At 58.6% G+C, this 19,261-nt stretch carries 17 protein-coding genes; 9 read left to right on the top strand and 8 right to left on the bottom strand.

Annotated elements, in window-relative coordinates; translation table 11 throughout:
* Positions 1 to 172: 172 nt before the first annotated feature.
* Both Q666_RS49350 and Q666_RS49345 read left to right on the top strand, forming a co-directional pair.
* The gene (locus Q666_RS49350) at positions 173 to 1,288 is read left to right on the top strand and encodes a hypothetical protein (protein ID WP_145903477.1); all 1,116 of its coding nucleotides are present in this window, start codon (positions 173 to 175) and stop codon (positions 1,286 to 1,288) included.
* A 313-nt stretch (positions 1,289 to 1,601) separates the two neighbouring features.
* The gene (locus tag Q666_RS49345; RefSeq protein ID WP_023000943.1) at positions 1,602 to 2,171 is read left to right on the top strand and encodes a cytochrome b; all 570 of its coding nucleotides are present in this window, start codon (positions 1,602 to 1,604) and stop codon (positions 2,169 to 2,171) included.
* Between the two features lie 51 nt (positions 2,172 to 2,222).
* Here the strand turns inward: Q666_RS49345 and Q666_RS49340 are convergent, their stop codons facing one another.
* The 4 genes from Q666_RS49340 to Q666_RS65925 form a co-directional block, all read right to left on the bottom strand.
* Entirely contained in the window at positions 2,223 to 4,049 is a 1,827-nt protein-coding gene (locus tag Q666_RS49340; protein WP_208993912.1) for an adenylate/guanylate cyclase domain-containing protein, read from the bottom strand.
* Positions 4,050 to 4,165: 116 nt separating this feature from the next.
* A complete protein-coding gene (locus Q666_RS49335) occupies positions 4,166 to 5,980 on the bottom strand; it encodes an adenylate/guanylate cyclase domain-containing protein (protein WP_031269269.1) in 1,815 nt (604 codons plus the stop codon).
* 172 nt (positions 5,981 to 6,152) lie between these two features.
* Entirely contained in the window at positions 6,153 to 7,691 is a 1,539-nt protein-coding gene (locus tag Q666_RS49330) for a SulP family inorganic anion transporter (RefSeq protein ID WP_031269276.1), read from the bottom strand.
* A gap of 74 nt (positions 7,692 to 7,765) precedes the next feature.
* A complete protein-coding gene (locus Q666_RS65925) occupies positions 7,766 to 8,170 on the bottom strand; it encodes a hypothetical protein (RefSeq protein ID WP_152533348.1) in 405 nt (134 codons plus the stop codon).
* On the opposite strand from Q666_RS65925, the gene Q666_RS49325 reads away from it, so the two are divergent.
* The 3 genes from Q666_RS49325 (at position 8,163) to Q666_RS49315 (ending at position 10,552) form a co-directional block, all read left to right on the top strand.
* Positions 8,163 to 8,831 carry an ABC transporter substrate-binding protein gene (locus Q666_RS49325; protein ID WP_208993914.1) on the top strand — a complete coding sequence of 223 codons (669 nt, stop codon included), beginning with the start codon at positions 8,163 to 8,165 and terminating at the stop codon, positions 8,829 to 8,831. The genes Q666_RS65925 and Q666_RS49325 overlap by 8 nt on opposite strands.
* A gap of 237 nt (positions 8,832 to 9,068) precedes the next feature.
* Positions 9,069 to 9,812, top strand: coding sequence for a hypothetical protein (locus Q666_RS49320; protein WP_023000948.1), 744 nt, complete (start codon positions 9,069 to 9,071; stop codon positions 9,810 to 9,812).
* A gap of 47 nt (positions 9,813 to 9,859) precedes the next feature.
* Complete coding sequence (locus Q666_RS49315; protein ID WP_023000949.1) at positions 9,860 to 10,552, top strand: transporter substrate-binding domain-containing protein; 693 nt, start codon at positions 9,860 to 9,862, stop codon at positions 10,550 to 10,552.
* A gap of 23 nt (positions 10,553 to 10,575) precedes the next feature.
* Here Q666_RS49315 and Q666_RS49310 read toward each other — a convergent pair whose 3' ends face one another.
* Complete coding sequence (locus tag Q666_RS49310; RefSeq protein ID WP_023000950.1) at positions 10,576 to 12,360, bottom strand: SPFH domain-containing protein; 1,785 nt, start codon at positions 12,358 to 12,360, stop codon at positions 10,576 to 10,578.
* Positions 12,361 to 12,539: 179 nt separating this feature from the next.
* Here Q666_RS49310 and Q666_RS49305 point away from each other — a divergent pair, with 179 nt between their 5' ends.
* Together Q666_RS49305 and Q666_RS49300 are read left to right on the top strand one after the other, a co-directional pair.
* A complete protein-coding gene (locus Q666_RS49305; RefSeq protein ID WP_023000951.1) occupies positions 12,540 to 13,718 on the top strand; it encodes an aminotransferase in 1,179 nt (392 codons plus the stop codon).
* Positions 13,719 to 13,753: 35 nt separating this feature from the next.
* The gene (locus Q666_RS49300; protein ID WP_023000952.1) at positions 13,754 to 14,782 is read left to right on the top strand and encodes an asparaginase; all 1,029 of its coding nucleotides are present in this window, start codon (positions 13,754 to 13,756) and stop codon (positions 14,780 to 14,782) included.
* Between the two features lie 115 nt (positions 14,783 to 14,897).
* Here the strand turns inward: Q666_RS49300 and Q666_RS49295 are convergent, their stop codons facing one another.
* The gene (locus tag Q666_RS49295; protein WP_023000953.1) at positions 14,898 to 15,314 is read right to left on the bottom strand and encodes a GNAT family N-acetyltransferase; all 417 of its coding nucleotides are present in this window, start codon (positions 15,312 to 15,314) and stop codon (positions 14,898 to 14,900) included.
* 45 nt (positions 15,315 to 15,359) lie between these two features.
* Between Q666_RS49295 and Q666_RS49290 the strand changes: the two genes are divergently transcribed.
* A complete protein-coding gene (locus Q666_RS49290) occupies positions 15,360 to 16,160 on the top strand; it encodes an arginine deiminase-related protein (RefSeq protein WP_023000954.1) in 801 nt (266 codons plus the stop codon).
* Between the two features lie 222 nt (positions 16,161 to 16,382).
* Here Q666_RS49290 and Q666_RS49285 read toward each other — a convergent pair whose 3' ends face one another.
* Positions 16,383 to 17,753 (bottom strand): TIGR03808 family TAT-translocated repetitive protein, encoded by a 1,371-nt coding sequence (locus tag Q666_RS49285; RefSeq protein WP_031269278.1) that lies wholly within the window; start codon positions 17,751 to 17,753, stop codon positions 16,383 to 16,385.
* A 198-nt stretch (positions 17,754 to 17,951) separates the two neighbouring features.
* Positions 17,952 to 18,425: a YHS domain-containing (seleno)protein gene (locus Q666_RS49280; protein ID WP_023000956.1), complete on the bottom strand. Its 474-nt coding sequence runs from the start codon at positions 18,423 to 18,425 to the stop codon at positions 17,952 to 17,954.
* Positions 18,426 to 18,628: 203 nt separating this feature from the next.
* Here Q666_RS49280 and Q666_RS49275 point away from each other — a divergent pair, with 203 nt between their 5' ends.
* Positions 18,629 to 19,207, top strand: coding sequence for a TetR/AcrR family transcriptional regulator (locus Q666_RS49275; RefSeq protein ID WP_023000957.1), 579 nt, complete (start codon positions 18,629 to 18,631; stop codon positions 19,205 to 19,207).
* Positions 19,208 to 19,261 lie beyond the last annotated feature (54 nt).

The following is a 19,261-nucleotide window of genomic DNA, read 5'->3' as shown; positions in this document are numbered from 1 at the left end:
AAAAGGGCAACCTTTGGTGAAAATAGCCGCCGGATAACTCCGGCGGCTTTTTTGTTGTTTGTTGAAATTCGGAAAGTCGCCGAACGCGAAAACTTTGTGATCTACATAACATTCTTGAAATAAATCTTGGCAGAATATACGTCATAGGGTGCAACCATTCGGCGAGGGCAAGTTGAAAGTCGATCAGGCAAGACTGAACGCTGCCATCCGGGGCCTTTATGAGGCCGCGGTTACGGCGGAGCTCTGGAAGCCGGCCATGGAAGAGGTGACTGACGCCCTCCAGGCAAAGAGTTGTCACTTCTTCTCCAACAACCTGACAGATGCGGGGGACGACCTCTTCGTCACGGTTCGCATGGATCCTGATTTTCACAAGGATTACATGGGCACCTACGCAGAGCTTGATGTCAGGTATCCGCGCATCCTGGATGCACCGGTCGGAAGAGTTCTGCACGGAGATCTCCTGTGGACCGACGAAGAGCGGATGGCCAGTCCTGTCTATCACGAGAACCTGCTGCCTTTCGAACTCTACGAGGTAACTGGCGCTCAACTCGCCATGCCCGATCGCTTGAGCTGGCTTGGCTTTTCTCTCTATGAAGAGGAGCCTTGGGAAAAAGATCAGCTCGAGGCTCAGCAGCTGATCCTCGGCCATACCCGGCAGGCCTTGCGGATCCATCTGACACTGGCTGAAGCAAAAGCGAATACGGAAACGCTCGGTAATCTCCTGACGGCACGCGGGCAAGGGATAATCCTGGTGACCGCAGGGGGCAGGATCGTCTTCGCGAACGATCAGGCCGAAGCCTTGCAGCAAGAACAGGTTCTGAAAATGAGCAGCCGGGGTCTTGTCTTCCGGGACAGGGCCTTGAACCGGCGTCTTGCGCTTGCACTGGACGCCCTTCACTTCCGTTCGAGCGTTCCTTCGGGCGAGACCGTTACGCTCACCGATACAACGGATCATCAGATCGGGGTCCGCTTCCTGCCCGTTCCCGGAGGGATCGGTGGTGGCGGCTCGATGCTGGCTGTCCTGTGTATTCCGCTCCACATGCAGCATGGGCCGGACCCATCGGAGATCAGGCAATTTGCCGGATTGTTCCGCCTGACACCTTCCGAGGAGCTTGTGGTTGGCGCGATCGCGTCCGGGCAGGATCTGTCGCAACATTGCGTTGAGCGCGGCATCTCACTCGACACCGCAAGAAAACACCTGAAGAATACAATGGCCAAGGCCAACTGCCGCTCGCAAAAAGACCTTTTGCGGCTGGTCGAGCGGTTCTGCTTCTTCCGACTTCGCTGACCTGCGAAGCTCTTGTCATCCGGAATGCCTGACAGATTTATACTGGATCCGTTGTCACTGATCTTGCCGGACCCGGGCCGCCTTGCGTTGTTTCCCCCGGTTCATGTCAAGACCGTTTGCGCCTGCTGTTCGGGCAGTGTCGCTGGTCACAGGAGGCCGGGAAGGGGATGAGCTAACAAGAGACGGTGACAGGGCTCGTGTCAGGTTCAAACGCTGGTGACAACGGTTGCCATCTACCCGAACCTGACGGGCAGCCGACCGTGAAAGAACCGGGCGCAAAACGAACCCGGGCTGTTGAGGCATAAAAAGGACAATGACAGTGCTGAACTCCATGGAAACGACTTCGCGAACCGATGCGCATCCCCTTGGACCGGAAAGCCGTCATGCCGGAACCACCAGGATCCTGCACTGGATGATTGCCGCTTTGGTTCTGGCGACATGGCCACTGGGTTACGTGATCAAGTTCGTGAAAAGCGATGTGTCCCTGGATTTCTACCTGCTGCACGAAAGTTTCGGCTTTCTGGTACTCTGGCTGATGCTGGTTCGTGTCGGCAACAAGCTTGTTGCTCGAAAGCCGGCGGAAGAGGGCCCGGCTCTGGAACGACTGGCGGCCAGCGTCGTTCACGGGCTTCTCTATCTGTTCCTGATCGTCATGCCGGTCAGCGGGTTTCTGGCAACAAACGCCCACGGATTTCCGCTGAGCTGGTTCGGACTGGTTCCGGTCTGGAGCCCGATCGGCAAGTCGCCAGACATTGCGGGGACACTGTCAGCCATTCATTCCTGGAGCGCATGGGCTTTGCTGGCACTGTTTGCCCTTCACATTGGCGCGGTACTGTTCCACCACGTTCTGAGGCGTGACCGGACACTCTACCGGATCCTCTGAACCGAACAGCCAGTGCTGGTTAGCGCTGGCTGCTTCCTCGTGTGGTAAGCGTCAATCGATCAGCCGCACCACCTCCAGGGGCTCAACTCTGCCTTTTACCTGATGCTGTCCTATGGACCGGTACTCAACGGTGTTGCCAAGTCGCTTGGCGATCTCGCTGGAGACGAGGATCACCACATCGGAGCTGCCGTCGATCTCCTTGCCGAGGCTCTCCAGCCGGGAAGCGGCGTTCACCGTGTCGCCGATGACCGTGTAGTTGACCCTCTCCGGTGCACCGATATCGCCGACCACGAGCGGGCCCATGTGAAGGCCTATGCGAATACGCACAGGCGCTTCACCGCGGGCAACGCGTGCCGTGTTGTCCGCCCGGATGGCACGGGCCATGCCTATTGCCGCTCGGGCGGCAGGCTCTGCCGGATTTTCCAGCCGTTCCGGTGCTCCCCAGAATGCCATGACACTGTCGCCGATGTATTTGTCGATGGTGCCGCCTTCCTTTGTGATCTCGGCGCCGAGCAGGGACAGGTGATGATTGACGAAGGCAGCGGTTTCGGTTGCCGTCATGCCTTCGGAGGCCGAGGTGAAGCCGGCAATGTCGGTGAACATCACCGCGACTTCTCGTTCTTCCGGCGGCGCATACGCCCGGCCTTCACGCAGGAGTTTCCTGACCAGTGTTTTGGGTACGTACCGGCTGAAAGCGGTCAGGCCGCTGACCATGGAATTGAAACCGTTGGCGAGGTCGTCCAGTTCGCGCACGAAGCTGCCTGGCAGGTGCTCGGCAGAGTCCAGTTCAAGATCCGCGACGGCCCTTGCCCCAAGCGCTGCCCGGCGGATCGGCTGGCCAATGCGGTGGGCAAGAAAGCCAGCGCCGATCAGCGACAGTCCGAGGAGGGCGATGCCGATCAGTATCGCATCGCTTAATTGCTCAAGCGGCTGCTCAAGAACCTCCGCCGGAAAATGGGCGCCGATGGAAATCGGCAACCCCGTCGGGCCGAGGTCCGGGCTTTGGAGGACGACAAACCGCTTGTTGCCAAGGGCATCATAGCCGGCACGCATTTCGTGTCCCTGGCGTATGCCATAGCCTGATGCATCGACTGTTTCGGTCGATTTGAGGGTTTGCAAAAAAGTGTCCGGGACGTTCTCGAGTTCAATCAGCGGACTTGTCGGCGACAGAAGGTTGAAGACCTCCGACAACGCAGGATGAGCAATCAGACCGTAGGTCTGCGGGTTGATCATGAACACCTGAACCAGGCCGGTGGAGATGTCGCTTGTGACTTCCGACAAGCGCTCCATGGACATGGCCATCAGGACGAGGCCTTCGTAGTCACTGCCGTCAGGGCCGTCGGACAGGATCGGTTGAACGTGAGCGATATAGGTGTGCTGGCGCTGAGGATAAAAGGCAGGGCCAGACCAGAAGGGGGCTGTCTTGTCCCTTGAAGACGAGATCAAACCCGCAAGGGCATGCGTTTCGTCGGTCTTCGGCACGAATTGGGGTACGAGAATTCCGTCAGCACGGCCCCGGTCGACCTGGATGAAATTGCCGTTCCTGTCGGCGACGATGACAAAGGAGACATGCTCCATGGCCGACAGCGCACCGAACATGTAGTCGGCGACTTCCTGAGGACGGCGCAACAGGATGCTGCCGGTGGAAAGAGCTGCCGCGGTAAAGGAGCTTGCTTCCTCGACGGCTTCTATCTGGGCGGAAAAGGCCTGCTCCAGGGAGTGCATGCCCGAGTTGATCAGTGAGCCGCCCAGGTTGCGCACGACCTTTTCCGACGTGGCCGCCTGAACGATCAGGACAAGCGCAGCGGTGATGAAGACAAAACCACCGATGACCGTCGTGAGCGTCGGCGTGATGTGAAGGCGCCTGTTAAAGGGCAAGTGCTTGGCCTGCGTACTGAATTTCGACGCAATACCCATACCCTGATAACGTGGCGAGGCAAAGCACGGGTGACCGGATGAAACCGTGAGGATTGCAACGGATGATCGGCTCGGTGCTAGCCACGCAGCCGAACGACCTCGACCGCTGCCGATTTCCCCTTGACCTTGTGCAGTCCGATGGCCTCCTGCTCGATGCTGCTGTCGAGACGCTTGGCGATCTCGCTGGAGACGAGAATCACAACATCGGCGTCGCCGTCGATCTCCTTGCCGAGGCTCTCCAGCCGGGAAGCGGCGTTTACCGTGTCGCCGATGACCGTGTAGTTGACCCGCTCCGGTGCGCCGATGTCGCCGACCACGAGCGGGCCCATGTGAAGGCCGATGCGAATACGAACAGGCGCTTCACCGCGGGCAACGCGTGCAATGTTGTCCTCCCGGATGGCACGGGCCATGCCGATTGCCGCACGGGCCGCAGGCTCTGCCGGATTTTCCAGCCTTTCCGGTGCGCCCCAGAATGCCATGACACTGTCGCCGATGTATTTGTCGATGGTGCCGCCTTCCTTTGTGATCTCGGCGCCGAGCAGGGACAGGTGATGATTGACGAAGGCAGCGGTTTCGGTTGCCGTCATGCCTTCGGAGGCAGAGGTGAAGCCGGCGATGTCGGTGAACAGCACCGCAACCTCCCTTTCTTCCGGCGGGGCATCCGCCCGGCCTTCGCTCAGAAGTTTCCTGACAAGTGTGCCCGGAACGTAGCGATTGAAGGCTTTCAAGCCGCCTAACATGGCATTGAAGCCCATGGACAGGTCGTCCAGTTCCCGGATGATGCTGGAAGGCAGCGGCGCTACGGTCGAAAGGTTCAGGCCCGCCACTTCTCTTGCCGCGACCGAAGCACGTTGCACCGGTCTTGCAATCCGTCTCGCCAGCAAAACTGCGCCAAGCAGCGACAGCACGAGCAGTCCGCCACCAACAAGTAGCGCCATCAGCAATTGTTTCAGCGGCTGGGAAAGGTACTCGGCAGGAAAGTGAACACCGATCCTGACCGGAAGCCCCAAAAGGTTTTCGTTCTTCTGTTCAAGGATCACGAACCGTTCGGCGCCGTCAGGGGCAGTGCCGGAATAGACAGCCAGTTTCTCGGAAATGTCGAAGGACTCATTCTTGACCCTCGGCATGTCCTTGAAGCCGGCAAGAAAGGCATCGGGCAAACGATCGACATTCAGAAGAGGCATTTCTGCTGTCAGGTCATCGAAGGATTTGTGAAGGTCGGGATGGGCAACGATTTCGTCTGATCCCTCTTTCATGAGAAAGACGGTTATGTCGTCTGTCGAAACGTGCCAGGTGATCTCGGACATTCTGTCGAGCGACATGCCGATCATCAGGCTGCCACGGTAGGTCTTGCCCTCATGCAGCGGACGTACAAAGACGTAATAGGTGTGCTCGCGGTTCGGCATGTAGAACGGCTCGCTCCAGAAAGCGCCAGACTGCTTTTTCGCGCGTTCCGCCAGCGGAGCCAGGATCGGAATATCCTTCGCCAGATTGACGTTGCCGCCCAGCAGCTTGCCGTCCGCATCGCCTCTGTCGACATCAACGCCTTCGCCATTTTCGTCTACCAGAACCAGAAAGGAGACCTGCTCCATCGGGGCGAGTGCACCGTAAAGGTAAGACAGGATGAGATCGGGGTCGTCGACCGGCAGTTCCTTGCGCTCATAGGTCAGTCGGGTGAATTCGGCAGTTTCGGTGATGGCATGAAGCTGCTCGACAAACGCTGTTTCGGCTGCATCCATGCCGATATCGACCAACTCACCGCCCATTCTCCTCACGACTTCCGAAGAAGTGACAGCCTGGATGAAGAGGATTGCAGCCGCGGTCACCAGCACGAAACTGCCGATGACGGAGGCAAGGGTCGGTGTGATGAAGAGTTTCCTGCGTGCTGGCACCGTGACGTCCCGATTGTGAGTTGTGTCGTCGTAAGCCGATATCTCTTTCAAATTACGCCGCGCGTAGCAATCGGGGAACTGCACCGGAAGCTTGAAACCTGTTTCAGATACTAAAAGACCCGCACGGGGCAACCGTGCGGGTCTTGGTTTTTCGCGCTTGGAAAAGCGTGCGTCAGGAAGGCTTTTCTGCCCGGTCGAACGTGTGACCGTAGTCCACGGCAATCTCGTAATCCGGATCTTCAAGGACCGAGACTTCGACAAGATCGCCAGCCTTGGCCAGCAGCTTCTTGCAGTCCGGTGAGAGGTGGCGCAGGTGCAGGCGCTTGCCAGCAGCAAGGTATTTCGAGGCGAGGGCGTCAATTGCTTCCAGGCCGGAATGATCGACCACGCGGCTGTCGATGAAGTCGACGACAACGTCCTCGGGATCATTCAACGGATCGAAGAGATCGGCAAAGCCGGTGGTAGAGCCGAAGAACAGCGGGCCGGTCAGACGATAGACCTTCCAGCCTTCCTTGCTGGTGCCGATGCGGGCACGGATTCGGCTGGCTGCATTCCAGGCGTAAGCAAGCGCGGAAATGATCACACCAACAACAACAGCGACCGCGAGATCCGAATAAACGGTGACGCAGGTGACAATGACCATCACAAGCGCGTCGATCGGCGGGATCTTGTGCATGATCTTCAGGCTGGTCCATGCGAAGGTGCCGATGACCACCATGAACATTACGCCGACCAGGGCTGCGACCGGGATCCGTTCGATCAAGGGCGAGGCGATGACGATGAAGGACAGCAGGAAAAGAGCTGCGGCAATGCCGGAAATCCGGGTACGTGCACCGGATTTCACGTTGATCATGGACTGGCCGATCATGGCGCAGCCACCCATGCCACCGAAAAAGCCGGTCACGACGTTTGCCGTGCCCTGTGCAAGGCATTCCTTGGACGCGCCGCCCTTGGTGCCCGTCAGGTCGGCCACGAGGTTCAACGTCAGCAGGGATTCAATGAGGCCGATGGCTGCCAGGATCACGGCATAAGGCAGTATGATCTGCAATGTGTCGAGCGTCAGCGGCACCATGGGAATGTGAAAATCCGGCAGGCCGCCGGCGATCGAGGCGAGATCGCCAACCGAGCGAGTGTCGAGGTTGAAGCCGAGCACGAGCGCGGAGACAACCAGTATGCCTGCAAGCGGCGCAGGGAAAGACGATGTGATCTTGGGCAGGAACCAGATAACAGCCATGGTGAGCGCTATCAGGCCGAGCATTAGATACAGCTGGGAGCCTTCCATCCATGTCAGTCCGCCAGCGCCATCTGGAACCTTGAACTGGCCGAGCTGTGCAAGGAAGATCACGATCGCAAGGCCGTTGACGAAACCAAGCATGACCGGATGGGGCACCATGCGGATGAACTTGCCCCACTTCAGCAAGCCCACCACGATCTGGATGAGGCCCATCAGCACGACGGTGGCGAAAAGGTATTCCACCCCGTGCTGGCTGACGAGGGAGACCATCACCACGGCCAGTGCGCCGGTCGCGCCGGAAATCATGCCGGGACGACCACCGATACAGGCCGTAATCAGACCGACAAAGAACGCCGCATAGAGACCTACCAGCGGATTTACGCCGGCAACAAAGGCAAAGGCCACGGCTTCGGGAACGAGCGCCAGGGCAACTGTAAGCCCGGCCAGAAGTTCGGTTTTGATGCGGGACGCATCCATTTTCAACGGTTGTTCAGGCGCAACGGCCTCCGCGCGTGCTGACACGGGCTGCTCCGGATATTTGGTGTGGTTTTTTAGGTCAGCGCCAATCCCTGCCCGGATTTCCACTTTTGACCTGGATCAAGTTGCCACCTTCTAATCGATTTTTTGCAACGCAGCAAGGCGGGCCAGGCAGGAGCAGCCATGCGTTGACCGGGGTTCTTCCTTGATAAAGGTTCGATGGTTGCCTGTTGAGCCAGTAAAGCGCGTGTATGACAGGAGTTTTCCGTTAAGGGAGAAGGGTTAGTTCTTGCTGGATACAATTTACGATATTGCAATAATACGAGCGATAATATTTGATGAAATTGGGTAACAACTTTAATTCTCTGATTATTTGGGGTTGTTGTTGTGTCAATTTCTCGTATCTGTTGCGTTGCTTTTTCCTTTTTGCTTGCGGTGTCAGCAGGCGTCGCACGCGCGGACGAGATGATCATGGCCACAGATGACTGGCCGCCCTTCCGGATTTCGGAGGGAGATACCTTCATCGGGCTGGATCTGGACCTGATGGACGAAGTTGCCAGGCGCACAGAAGCCGAACTCCGGATTGCCAAACTGCCCTGGGGGCGGGCGCTCACCGAAATGCAAGGGGGCGGCGTCGATGTCATGACCGGGCTGGCTTTCCGTCCGGACCGGGCAGAATATATCGCCTATACCGATACGCCTTATTTCAGATGCACGACCGCCTTCTACACCATCAAGGGACAGGCCGATAAGATCCGGAGCTACGAAGACCTGGCGCCATACCAGGTCGGCTACGTGTTGCATTCGGCCTACTTCGAAAGGTTCGACAAGGACCGGTCATTGGACAAGGTCGGCGTCGCGCAGGAGCAGATCCTGATCGACATGCTGATGAAGAGGCGTTTCGGTATCATGATCGGTACGGATTGCCAGGTGGACTACCTGATCAAACGCCAGGGGTTCGCCGACAAGATTGAAAAGGCGCCGTATAATCCGGGAAACTCGGTCGACCTGTATCTCGGTGTTTCCAAGAAATCGGGTTGGGCGGCAAAGCTTGATGAACTGAACCGTGTCATCAAGAAACTTGTCGACGAAGGCTTCATCGACAAGATTGCAAAGGACTATTACGGCTCGCACTCCTAGCGTTGCCAACTCCTCTGATCCTTGAAGTCTTTTCCTGACTGGCAAAAGGAGAGACATGCAAGCGCACGTTATTGGTTATTCTCAATAGATTGTACAACCGCATTGCAATCAGCTTGGAAAGTCTGCAAATTGTCCCGTAGGGTTATTGCTCTAGATACGGGACTGCGGAGGACGTGGCCGCAGTCAGACGGCTTGTTGTGAACGAAATTGTCGTGCAGGCAGCTTAAGGAGGGCAGAATGCATCGGCTCATGTTTTGCGCCATGCTGAGCGTTCTTCTTCTGATGTCCAGCGCCCGGGCACAGGACGTTCTCAAGCTGTCCGGTTTTGAAGCTCCAAACCTGACCCCCGTTGCCGAGAGTATTCTAAGTCAGGCCTATGGGGAGTTAGGCATCCGCATCCAGACGATTATCACCAGCCCTCGCAGGGCACTGCTGGATTCAGCTTCCGGCAAGACCGACGGTGAACTGGTGCGGATCAGGACCATCGAAGCCGATCACAGCAGCCTGTTGCGTGTCGATGTTCCGATTATTCTGGCTCGGACCTTCGCCTATGCGAACAAGCCTCAGCTTCGCGGCAAGTCCTTCAAGCAGCTCCAGCATTTGCGGGTTGGCCATGTGGCGGGCGCACGGTTCGCCGCTGAACTGGCAGATGGGTTTGCCGAGGTATGGACCGCAGATACGCCCGAACAATTGTTCGAGATGCTCCAGCGAGACCGGATCGACCTTGTCATTGCCGGGGAGGGCACGGGGCGGCGCATTATCCGCGACCGGAAACTGGTGGGTGTCTTCCCGTTGCGACCGTCTTTGCAGGAGGTCGCATTCTATCATTATCTGCATGAGAAACATGCGGATCTGGTGCCCAGGATCGAAGCAGTTCTGAAAAGAATGCTGGCGGTGCCAGTGGGTGAGGAAACCGACGGTGTCGGTGATACGACGCCGGAGAAAGATGGACACGTTCTGCACAAGACCGGCTTGAGCTGAAGGTTTTACGCAGGCTGCACGGCCGACGAGACGCTGCGAGGAACACTATGCGCACGAAGAGGCTCATCTGTCTGCTGGCCGGGTTCCTTCTGGCTACTGCCGCTTCCGCGGGCGAGAGAATTGTGCTGTCCGGGTTTGAGGCTCCCGGTTTGACCCCGGTGGCGGTCGGTTATCTGCAGAAAGCCTATTCGAGCCTTGGGATCGAACTGGAGATTGTCGAAAACACGCCAAGCCGGGCTCTGGTGGAATCCACCTCCGGCAAAACCGATGGTGAAGTGATCCGGATCGGCTCTGTGGGGGACCGTTATCCGACCCTCGTCAGGGTGGATGTGCCGCTGCTTTCTGTTGTGGCCTACGGTTACACCAACCGCGCAGACCTGAAGGACAAATCCCTGGAGGATCTTAAATCCCTGCGGGCAGGGCATGTGCGTGGGGCTGTCTTTGGCGAAATGGCGGCCAGCGGGTTTGCAGAGGTCTGGTCGGCTGAAGAACCGGAGCAGCTGTTTCTCATGCTGAAACAGAAGCGGCTCGATCTGGTTTTCGTCCGCGAGTTGAGGGCGAAGGAGATGATAGAGAGGTTCGGTCTTGAGGATGCTTATTCTCTCCCGTCCAGCCGCAAGGAATATGCCTTCTACCATTACCTTCACGAGCGGCACCGGGATCTGGTGCCTCGGGTGGAGGAGGCCTTGCGCGCCGTCCTGAGTGACGAGGACAACGATACCGGGGATGGCCCGAGCTAGGCGGGCCAATCCGCTGATCCGGATTACTGCCCGCCGGATGTCCGGTTAGCTGCCGGTTGCTGGGCCTGGCCCAGGCTTGCACCGAGAAGGGCGGCCGCACCGGCAAAGCCGCTGTCTCCACCGACAACTGTATTGGGAACAAGCTTGCCGACGAGGCCAACCAGCTCCGGTTTGCGTTCCAGCGAGGTCAGCAGTTTCTCCAGCGCCTGCAGCAGAGCTACGCGGTCCTGGCCGAGAACGTCGACCTGCGCTCTCTGGCCGCGGGCAAGTTCCTCCAGATACTGGCGCTCGGCGCGGCCAAGGGCAGCGCGTTCCTGTTCGCGCTGATTGGCCACCTGCACAGCTATCTGGGCTTCCACGAGACGGGGCTGTTCGTCCGCCGTGGAACGTGCCTGTTCCGTTTCGATGCGTTTTTGCTGCGCATCCGTTTCGCGTTCGTAGGCGGTGGAAAGCTGATCGGCCAATTGCACACGCAGGCGGGAGACCAGCAGTTCCGGCGGGATGGCCGGTTCACCCAGACGGATCTCGCGAATGTCGACGCCGGCCTTGTTGCCTTCGATCTTGATCTGCTGCTCGATGGTCTGTTCCAGGGCATCGCGGTTTTCGATGAGATCCAGAACCTTGGTTGGGCGCACGGTGTAGGTCGCAGGCTGCACCGGCGTTCCGTCGGCATTCTTGTCCTGCACGCGGATCGAGGCGCCGGCGACGTTCCTCACGATCGAACGGATGGCCGGTGTCAGGATGCGGTTTTCAATCTCCTCCAGTCCGCCGACGGAGCCGACGACCACGGGTGCATTGTCAGGGTCGACCTGGACGAGTGCGCGCAGTTCCAAGGGAATGTCCCAACCTTCCACCTTGACGTAGACCGCCCGGTCGGCAGCGTCGCTGGGGATCTGTTCCTGCACGGACCGTTCGTTCTGCTGGATATTGCCCTGTTGATCGACCGAGAGATCGATGATGCGTTTTACGTAGCCGCCCTTGTATTCCCAGGTCTGGACGCGGGTATCGACCAGCGTCACTTCATAGGCCTGCCGGTTGAGGTAATAGGCCCCTGGAAAGAGCGGATCCTTCCAGATGCCGACGCAGCCCCTGGGTACCAGGGGAACGGTAAGCGCCTCGCGGGAAACAGAGGAGGCAGAGACTTCTTCCTCAATGCAATTGATGCCGGGCTGACTGACATTGGACTTGACCACACCCACATGCCCGGCGGGGATAATCGTCGCGTTGGTATTCTCATCGAGGCGAATGTCGAAGAGATACCGGTTCAGACGGTATTGCCCGGGTTTCAGCACCGTTTCCTGCGGTCCGCGCAAACCGCCCTTTGTCAGGAAGCTGTCGGCCTTCAGCATGTCGCCGACATCTGCATCTGCAATTGCCGGTGCCATGAACATGCCGGAGGGCATGGCGTCGCCGTCGAGTGCGGTCAACTGGCCATAATAGCCTTCGGGAATGGTGACGACGTCCCATTCCTCGAAATCGTAGAGCACCCGGACAAGCGGAATGAAATGAAAGCCGGGCCCGAGGATCTGGGCCTGCGGGCCTTTTTCGCCGTCCAGGGCAAGGATGCGGCCCTCAGGCAACTCCTCGAACGCATAGATCCTCTTCAGGTGACCAACACTGTTGGCGTCCACCAAGATGAAGGATGAGGACAGGAGCATGAAGCCGCCGATCAGCACCAGAATGATGCCCATGAACCGGCTGGAAAAAATTTGAACCAGCCTGTGACCGCCGGCGGGAACTCCGGCTCGTCGAAGAATGATGCTGGCTCCCAGAAGGATTGCCACAATTCCAATAATAACGCCGAGCATCACGTTTCCTCCGCCAAGGTTCCGATGCGGAACCTATCTGACTGCGGGTGATGGACTGAGTCAACGACACTCATGTGACACGTGGTGGTCGAACTGCGCCTGGGCCTCGTTCAAATGAAAAAGCTCGACGGCAAACGCGGGTAGGATTAGAACCGGCGAAAAGACGCTCGGGAGGAACCATGAAGCCGACCAATCCGGTCTTCACCGGCATTGCCACCACCGTGTTCGAGACCATGTCGCGCTTGGCTATGGCGCATGGGGCCGTGAACCTCGGACAGGGATTTCCAGATGTCGACGGGCCGGTGGATATCCGGCAGGCAGCGGCTGATGCGCTGTTGCAGGGGCCGAACCAATATCCGCCCATGCTGGGAATACCGGACCTTCGCCAGGCCGTTGCCGAGGCCAATCGCCGTTTCTACGGTCTCGAGGTCGATCCGCAAACCGAAGTGATGGTGACTTCCGGTGCGACCGAGGCGTTGGCGGATTGCATTTTCGCGCTGGTATCCCCGGGTGACGAGGTCGTGCTGATCGAACCGCTCTACGATTGCTACCTGCCGCTGGTGAAGCAGGCCGGCGGCATTCCTGTGCGCGTCCGAGTGACCCCGCCCAACTGGTCGCTGGATGCTGAAGCTCTCAAGGCAGCCTTCTCCGACAAGACCAAGGCAGTCCTCATCAACAACCCGATGAACCCGACCGCCAAGGTGTTTTCAGACGAAGAGCTTGAGTTGGTCGCCTCTCTCTGCCGCCAGTATGATGCCTATGCGATCTGTGACGAAGTCTACGAGCACCTCGTCTTTGACGGTCACCGGCACACACCGCTGATGACGCTGGACGGCATGCGCGAGCGCACGGTGCGGATCGGCTCTGCGGGCAAGACCTTCTCGCTCACCGGGTGGAAGGTTGGCTATGTCACCGGGCCTGCCGCGCTCATGGACCCGATTGCCAAGGCGCACCAGTGGGTGACCTTCACGACACCGCCACATCTGCAAATGGCTGTTGCCTATGGCCTGCGCAAGGACGACAGCTACTACGATGGCCTGTCGCAAGACCTTGCCGCAAAGCGCGACCGCATGGCGGCAGGCCTTGCCGCCCTCGGATTTTCCGTTCTGCCTTGCAATGCAACCTACTTCCTGACTTGCGGGTTCGAAGGGCTGGGCCTTGGACGGACCGACGTCGAGGCGTGTGAAACCCTGGTCACGGCCGCCGGTGTTGCGGCAGTTCCCGTGTCTGCCTTTTATGGATCGGATGCGCCCGAGGGCTACATTCGCTTCTGCTTCTGCAAGCAGGATGCCGTGATCGACGAAGCGCTCGCCCGTCTTTCCGCATTTTTGACTGCGGCCCAGGCCGAATCCGCTTAGCCTGATAGTGTGAAACCTTGGAAATGAGAAACTTCATGGACAATCCGGCTCTGGTCGACGTCACCCGCGGCACCGTGATCGAAAGCCTGCATCGGGGCAGCATTGCGATCGTCGATAGCGCCGGAAAGCTGGTTTTCGGTATCGGCAATGTGGAAGCCCGGGTGTTTCCGCGCTCCGCCATCAAGGCACTTCAGGCATTGCCCCTGGTTGAATCGGGAGCGGCGGAAGCGCTCGACTATTCAGATGCCGAACTGGCACTTGCCTGTGCGTCTCATAACGGCGAGGAAGTTCACGCCAATTCGGCAAGGGTCATGCTGATGAAGGCAGGCCTTGCCGAAGACAATCTCGAGTGCGGCCCGCAGTGGCCCCAGCGGATGGAAGATGCAGCCAAACTTATCCTGGCTGATGAATCGCCCTGCGGCCTGCACAACAACTGCTCAGGCAAACATGCCGGTTTCCTTGGCCTGGCAAAGGTTATGGGTGTCGAGACGCGCGGTTATGTAAACGCGGAACACCCTGTGCAACGTGAAGTTCGCAATGTGATGGAGCAGATGACCGGCGACACTCTGTCCGAGGATGTCTGCGGAACAGACGGCTGTTCAATCCCGACCTACGCTTCACCCTTGCGCAGCTTCGCGCGCGCCTTTGCCGCCTTTGGAACGGGTGAAGGGCTGGAGCCGCTTCGGGCCGAGGCTGCCGAACGGCTGTTTGATGCGTGCATCAACGAACCTTACATGGTTGCCGGGACAGGCCGTTTCTGCACCAGGGTGATGGAAGCTTTCCGTGGCCGAGTGTTCGTCAAGACCGGAGCCGAAGGTGTCTTCTGTGCTTCCGTTCCCGAGCTTGGTTTCGGTGTCGCGCTGAAATGCGACGACGGAGCAACCCGGGCGTCCGAAGTGATGATGGCAACCGTTCTGGAAGCGATGCTGGAGCTCAATGATGATGAGGCAGCTCTGCTTGACGGACTGGTGAACCCGCCGATCCTGACCCGGGTCGGTATCCAGGCCGGACACATCAAGCCGCGCGAAGAGTTCCTGACCGAGTTGAAAGCAGCGCTGCCTTAACAAGCCGGCGCACTCTCAGGCTTCATTCCTGGCTCTCACCTGTTTCCGTCTGGTTTCAGATGCCGCTTTTTCGGCTCTTGAGGCAGAGGCGTGTGACGAGCGCTTGTGATCTGGCTCAAAGATCTTTTTTCATCAGCACCTTGTTGCCGTTTCTTTCCAATTCACTCCAGCCCAGGTGCGCGTAAAGAGCAACGTTCTCAGGCATGGCAACATGGGTTGCCAGATGTATCTCGGTGGCTCCGCTCTCACTGGCGAAGACCTCGATGGTTTCCATCAACAGACGCCCGATGCCCATGCCCCTGCTATCCGGATCGACGGCTATGTTCATGAGATGAGCACTTTGGCCGTGGAGCCCCAGGATTGCGCAGCCGACGATACGGCCATCCGTTTCGGCGACGAAGACCTGGTTTTGCTCGATGTCTTCCTTCAGGCCGGAGGAGACATCCGGCAGGTCCGGTAAGGTTGATTTTACCGGTGCATAGGCCCCGTCGATGCATGTTTTCAGGGCCGGGACGTCTTGCAATTTGGCCATGCGGATGGCTGGTTGAGCGCTTGGTTCTGTCACAGGAGTTGTCTCATGGCACATCGTCCCGATTTGTCTTTCCGTTTCACCCACGCGATCACGCGCACGCCCGCCGACAGCGTGGCCGACGGCATCCGTGCGGTGGACACGGGCAACCCGAGTGGCGAAAAATTCAGGGCAGAACATGAGCGTTATGTCTCGGCCTTGCAAGAAGCCGGCTTGACGGTCGACGTTCTGCCGCAGCTTGAAACCTACCCGGACAGTTGTTTTGTCGAGGATCCTGCCTTCTGCCTGCCTGAAGGCGCCATCCAGCTTCGGCCGGGCACGGCCAGCCGGGAAGGCGAAGGCGCGGAGATCCGTGCGGCGCTGGAAAGCCGGTTCGGTAAGGTTGTCGACCTGCCGGGGAACGGTCATGTCGACGGCGGCGATGTCCTGATGCTCGACGACGTCATCCTGATCGGCCTGTCCGCCCGCACCGACCGGGAGGGCGCTGATGCCTTTGCCGGATTGCTGGGCGAGTGGGGGTACAAGGCCGAAGTCTGCGAGACGCCCGATGGCGTGCTGCATTTCAAGACAGCCTGTTCCACCCTTGGCGACGGCGTCATCCTGGCGACCAAGGTCATGGCAGACAGCGGCTTTTTCGGTGACCGGGAAATTGTGGTCGTTCCGGAAGGGGAAGACTACGCCGCCAACGTCATCCGTGTGAATGATGTCGTCATGGTACCGGAAGGCTACCCGAAGACATTGGCAGCCATCGAGGCGGCCGGTTTCACGACCGTTGTCCTGCCGACCCACGAAGCCCGCAAGGTCGATGGTGGCCTGTCGTGCCTGTCACTGCGGTTTGCCCTGGACTGATTGCTCCAGAGCTTTGCAGTTCTGACAGCGGTTTGTCTTGGGCCCGGGAACGCGCGGAAGTGCGTTCTCGGGATGAGTTCATTGAGACGTATCAGGCTTTCGGACACCATGGCACTTATGCCGTTCCGTTTCTGCTCGTAGGGTTTTAACCTGAGTTGTGGAGAGAGCGGTCGACGGGATGTCTCAGAGGATGAGCGCGTTTGTGCCGGGCGGTCGGGTCAGTCAGGCGGCTATCTGGTTGCCGTGAACGGTAAGATTGTCGAATTCCGAAACATTGTTCAGTTCACCGGTCGCTTTTTCGAGCCAGCGGTAACCGTTGATCGCGCCCTGTTGCGAACCTTGAACAATGTTGTTGGTGATGACGGCAGCGCCCGCGCCATCAACCACGGTGACAGCAATGCCCGTGCCGCAGTCCCGAACAACGTTCTGGGAGGCTGCGATGTTGCGCATATAGGGGCCCCAGCCGAGCATCAGGCCGAATTTCGGTGCGCCCTCAACCACATTGCCGGTCAATGTCGTATCCGCTTCAACGGCAATGCCGATGCCGAAGCCGGCCACTTCCGGCGGGTAGGGGCCTTCCTTCTTGATGTTGCGGATCAGGTTGCCGGAGCAGACCGCCATACGGCCGCCATCCATGAAGTTGGCGATGGATATGCCGATCGTGCCGCCGTCAACGATATTGTTGGCAATGACCGCTCCCTGGAAACCGAACTCGGAATAGATCGCCGTTTCTCCGGAGCGCAGGCAGGAATTACCGATGATCTGGACGTTGGAACCTGCATTGGAGCGGATTGCGGAGAAGGCGCAATCCGCCACGCGGTTGTTGGAAACCATGACGCCATGAGCGCGGAAAACATTGATGCCGTTGCCGAACTGGCCGGTACCGCCGTAGCGGGCGCCGATACGTTCCACCCGGTTGCCGGAAACGATGGTTCCGTCCTCGCCTTCGCGCCAGCGGTGCACCCAGATGCCGCCGTTGGCGCAGTCGGTTACCGTGTTGCCGGTGATGGCAAGGCCGTTGGCCTCGTTTGAACGCAGTCCCGCTTCCGCGGCACCGGAGATCCGGCAATTTTCGACCCGGCCTGAACAGCGGTCCAGCAACAGTCCCATCTTGGAAGAACCGGTGATCTCGCAATTGTCCAGCGTGACGTTCTTGACGTTGATGAAATGCAGCAGACCCTCGGTGAAATCGCCGATGGATCGATTGGCGCCATCGAAGGTAATCCCGGTCAGACCGACATTGGCAACATCCTCGGCACGGATTAACTGACCACCGCCGCCCTGGTAGACGAGCCGCGTTCTGCCCGGAACCCCGACAATCAATGTGCCAGATGGAAGACGCAGATTGGCGACCGGATAGGTGCCGGCAGGCAGGAACAGCGCTCGGCCACGCTCAACGGCACGATTGACGGCATTCTGGAATTGAGCGGTCTGGTCATCTGCCGCGTTGGGAAGAAGACCAAGATCCTCTGAGTCGATAGAACCACGCAGGTCTGCAACCTTCATCTGGGCCGTGGCGACTGTCCCGGAAAGACACAATGCTGTCCCGGCAAGAAACGCGCGTCGGTTCAGTTTTGAAAGATTACGTGTCATCGATCCGGCCAATTGCTTTCCGACGTCCCGGATTGGGATGCGCCTCAAGTGTCTATGGCTGAAATCGCAAGAGCCGTGCCGGAATGGCATTTGCGAGACCACACACTGTAACCAGCGGAAAAAAGAGACCGGCCAGGCAGATGGCCTGGCCGGTCAGGTAACCGGTCTACAGGGGCAGAAGAGACCGGTCAGAGGCGATTACAGGCTGCTCGGGTCAACGCTTTCCAGACCAACCCAGTTTTCGTCAGCCTTGGAAATGAAGCCCGGTACGTCCTTGTTCCAACGTTCCTGGATCGACGGTGCGAGGTTCAGGTAAAGCTTGTTGTCGACGATCTTCCACAGGTCCGGGTCACCATCGACCTTCACACCCATGGCAGCACCGAAGGCGCAGAAACCGCCGTATTGCGGAAGATATTTTTCCGGGTTCTGCTTGAAGAGATCGCGGTTCTCTTCAGAGGCGAAACGGTAGGTGGCGCCGTTGTGAACTTCGGTAATGGCAATGTCGCCGTCCTGCGGAGCGCCATTGACGAAATAGGAAACCGGATCGACACCGCGCAGGGCCAGGCCGGTGATGGTGGCGTTGACGTCAAAACCGGCACCGAAAGCGCTGGAGACAAGCCCGGTGACGACGACCAGGGCGGCAACTGAGCCGCGAATGAGGTTTGCAAACATCTGAAGACACTCCCAAGGGGTTGAATTGGTCCGACAAAGACGTGTTCAAGCGATCTTGAAATAGGAACCGATTGGTTCCTAATCGGTCACACTTGACCAACCCTGCCGGTGGTTCCTAAATAGAGTTAGGAACCGAATGGTACAAAACACAAGCGCGTGACACGTGGTTGAGTTTTTTGTGAAGTGGCTTGACGGGAGATCGCATGGCAAGACCTCGGGAATTCGACGCCGATGAGGCATTGGAAAAAGCCATGGAGCTGTTCTGGGACGTTGGCTATGACGAAGCCTCGCTGTCCGAACTGCTCGATGCCATGGCCATTACCAAGGGTTCTTTCTACAAGGCGTTCCAGGACAAACAGTCGGTCTATCTGGCGGCACTCGACAGGTACAACGATCAGGTTGTCAGCAACACGGTCGCTTTTCTTGGTGACCCTTCAGAAGGGGCGGGACGGGACCGGATACTTGCCCTGTTCGGCCGCATTGCCGACCTCGCCCAGAAAGATGGCGACAGGCTTGGCTGCTTTCTGTGCAATGCCCTGGTCGACAAGGCGGGGGGGGCAGAAGCCGAGGCAAGGCTGCAGGCCATGACAAGGCGTCTGGAAAACGGTTTTTACCGCGCGCTTCAGGACGATGGGCTTGAGGGGACAGAAGCTCGCGGCACCGCGCGCGGCGTACTGACAGCCTATTTCGGCTTGCGGGTTCTCGGCCGGGCGGGGTTGTCCGCCGACATGGCGGCCGACTGCATCCGCCAGGTCGAGAGACTGCTTGGCCGTGTGCATTGAGGCAGGAGCAGGTGGTTTATTGAGGCTCGGGGACTTTCAAACCGCGAAATACTG

It is taken from the genome of Labrenzia sp. C1B70 (assembly GCF_000475395.1).
Lineage (GTDB): Bacteria > Pseudomonadota > Alphaproteobacteria > Rhizobiales > Stappiaceae > Roseibium > Roseibium algicola.
The sequence above is the reverse complement of the archived record's forward strand: the minus strand, read 5'-3'. Positions and strand labels throughout refer to the sequence as shown.

Bases quoted from the DNA above. Each gene is read 5' to 3' on its own strand.
- Q666_RS49310 (WP_023000950.1), bottom strand. From the start codon at position 12,360: ATGCTCGGCGTTATTATTGGAATTGTGGCAATCCTTCTGGGAGCCAGC.
- Q666_RS49285 (WP_031269278.1), bottom strand. From the start codon at position 17,753: ATGACACGTAATCTTTCAAAACTGAACCGACGCGCGTTTCTTGCCGGG.
- Q666_RS49325 (WP_208993914.1), top strand. From the start codon at position 8,163: ATGGCCACAGATGACTGGCCGCCCTTCCGGATTTCGGAGGGAGATACC.
- Q666_RS49280 (WP_023000956.1), bottom strand. From the start codon at position 18,425: ATGTTTGCAAACCTCATTCGCGGCTCAGTTGCCGCCCTGGTCGTCGTC.
- Q666_RS49330 (WP_031269276.1), bottom strand. From the start codon at position 7,691: ATGGATGCGTCCCGCATCAAAACCGAACTTCTGGCCGGGCTTACAGTT.
- Q666_RS49295 (WP_023000953.1), bottom strand. From the start codon at position 15,314: ATGGCCAAATTGCAAGACGTCCCGGCCCTGAAAACATGCATCGACGGG.
- Q666_RS49345 (WP_023000943.1), top strand. From the start codon at position 1,602: ATGACAGTGCTGAACTCCATGGAAACGACTTCGCGAACCGATGCGCAT.
- Q666_RS49290 (WP_023000954.1), top strand. From the start codon at position 15,360: ATGGCACATCGTCCCGATTTGTCTTTCCGTTTCACCCACGCGATCACG.
- Q666_RS49320 (WP_023000948.1), top strand. From the start codon at position 9,069: ATGCATCGGCTCATGTTTTGCGCCATGCTGAGCGTTCTTCTTCTGATG.
- Q666_RS49275 (WP_023000957.1), top strand. From the start codon at position 18,629: ATGGCAAGACCTCGGGAATTCGACGCCGATGAGGCATTGGAAAAAGCC.
- Q666_RS49305 (WP_023000951.1), top strand. From the start codon at position 12,540: ATGAAGCCGACCAATCCGGTCTTCACCGGCATTGCCACCACCGTGTTC.
- Q666_RS49315 (WP_023000949.1), top strand. From the start codon at position 9,860: ATGCGCACGAAGAGGCTCATCTGTCTGCTGGCCGGGTTCCTTCTGGCT.
- Q666_RS49300 (WP_023000952.1), top strand. From the start codon at position 13,754: ATGGACAATCCGGCTCTGGTCGACGTCACCCGCGGCACCGTGATCGAA.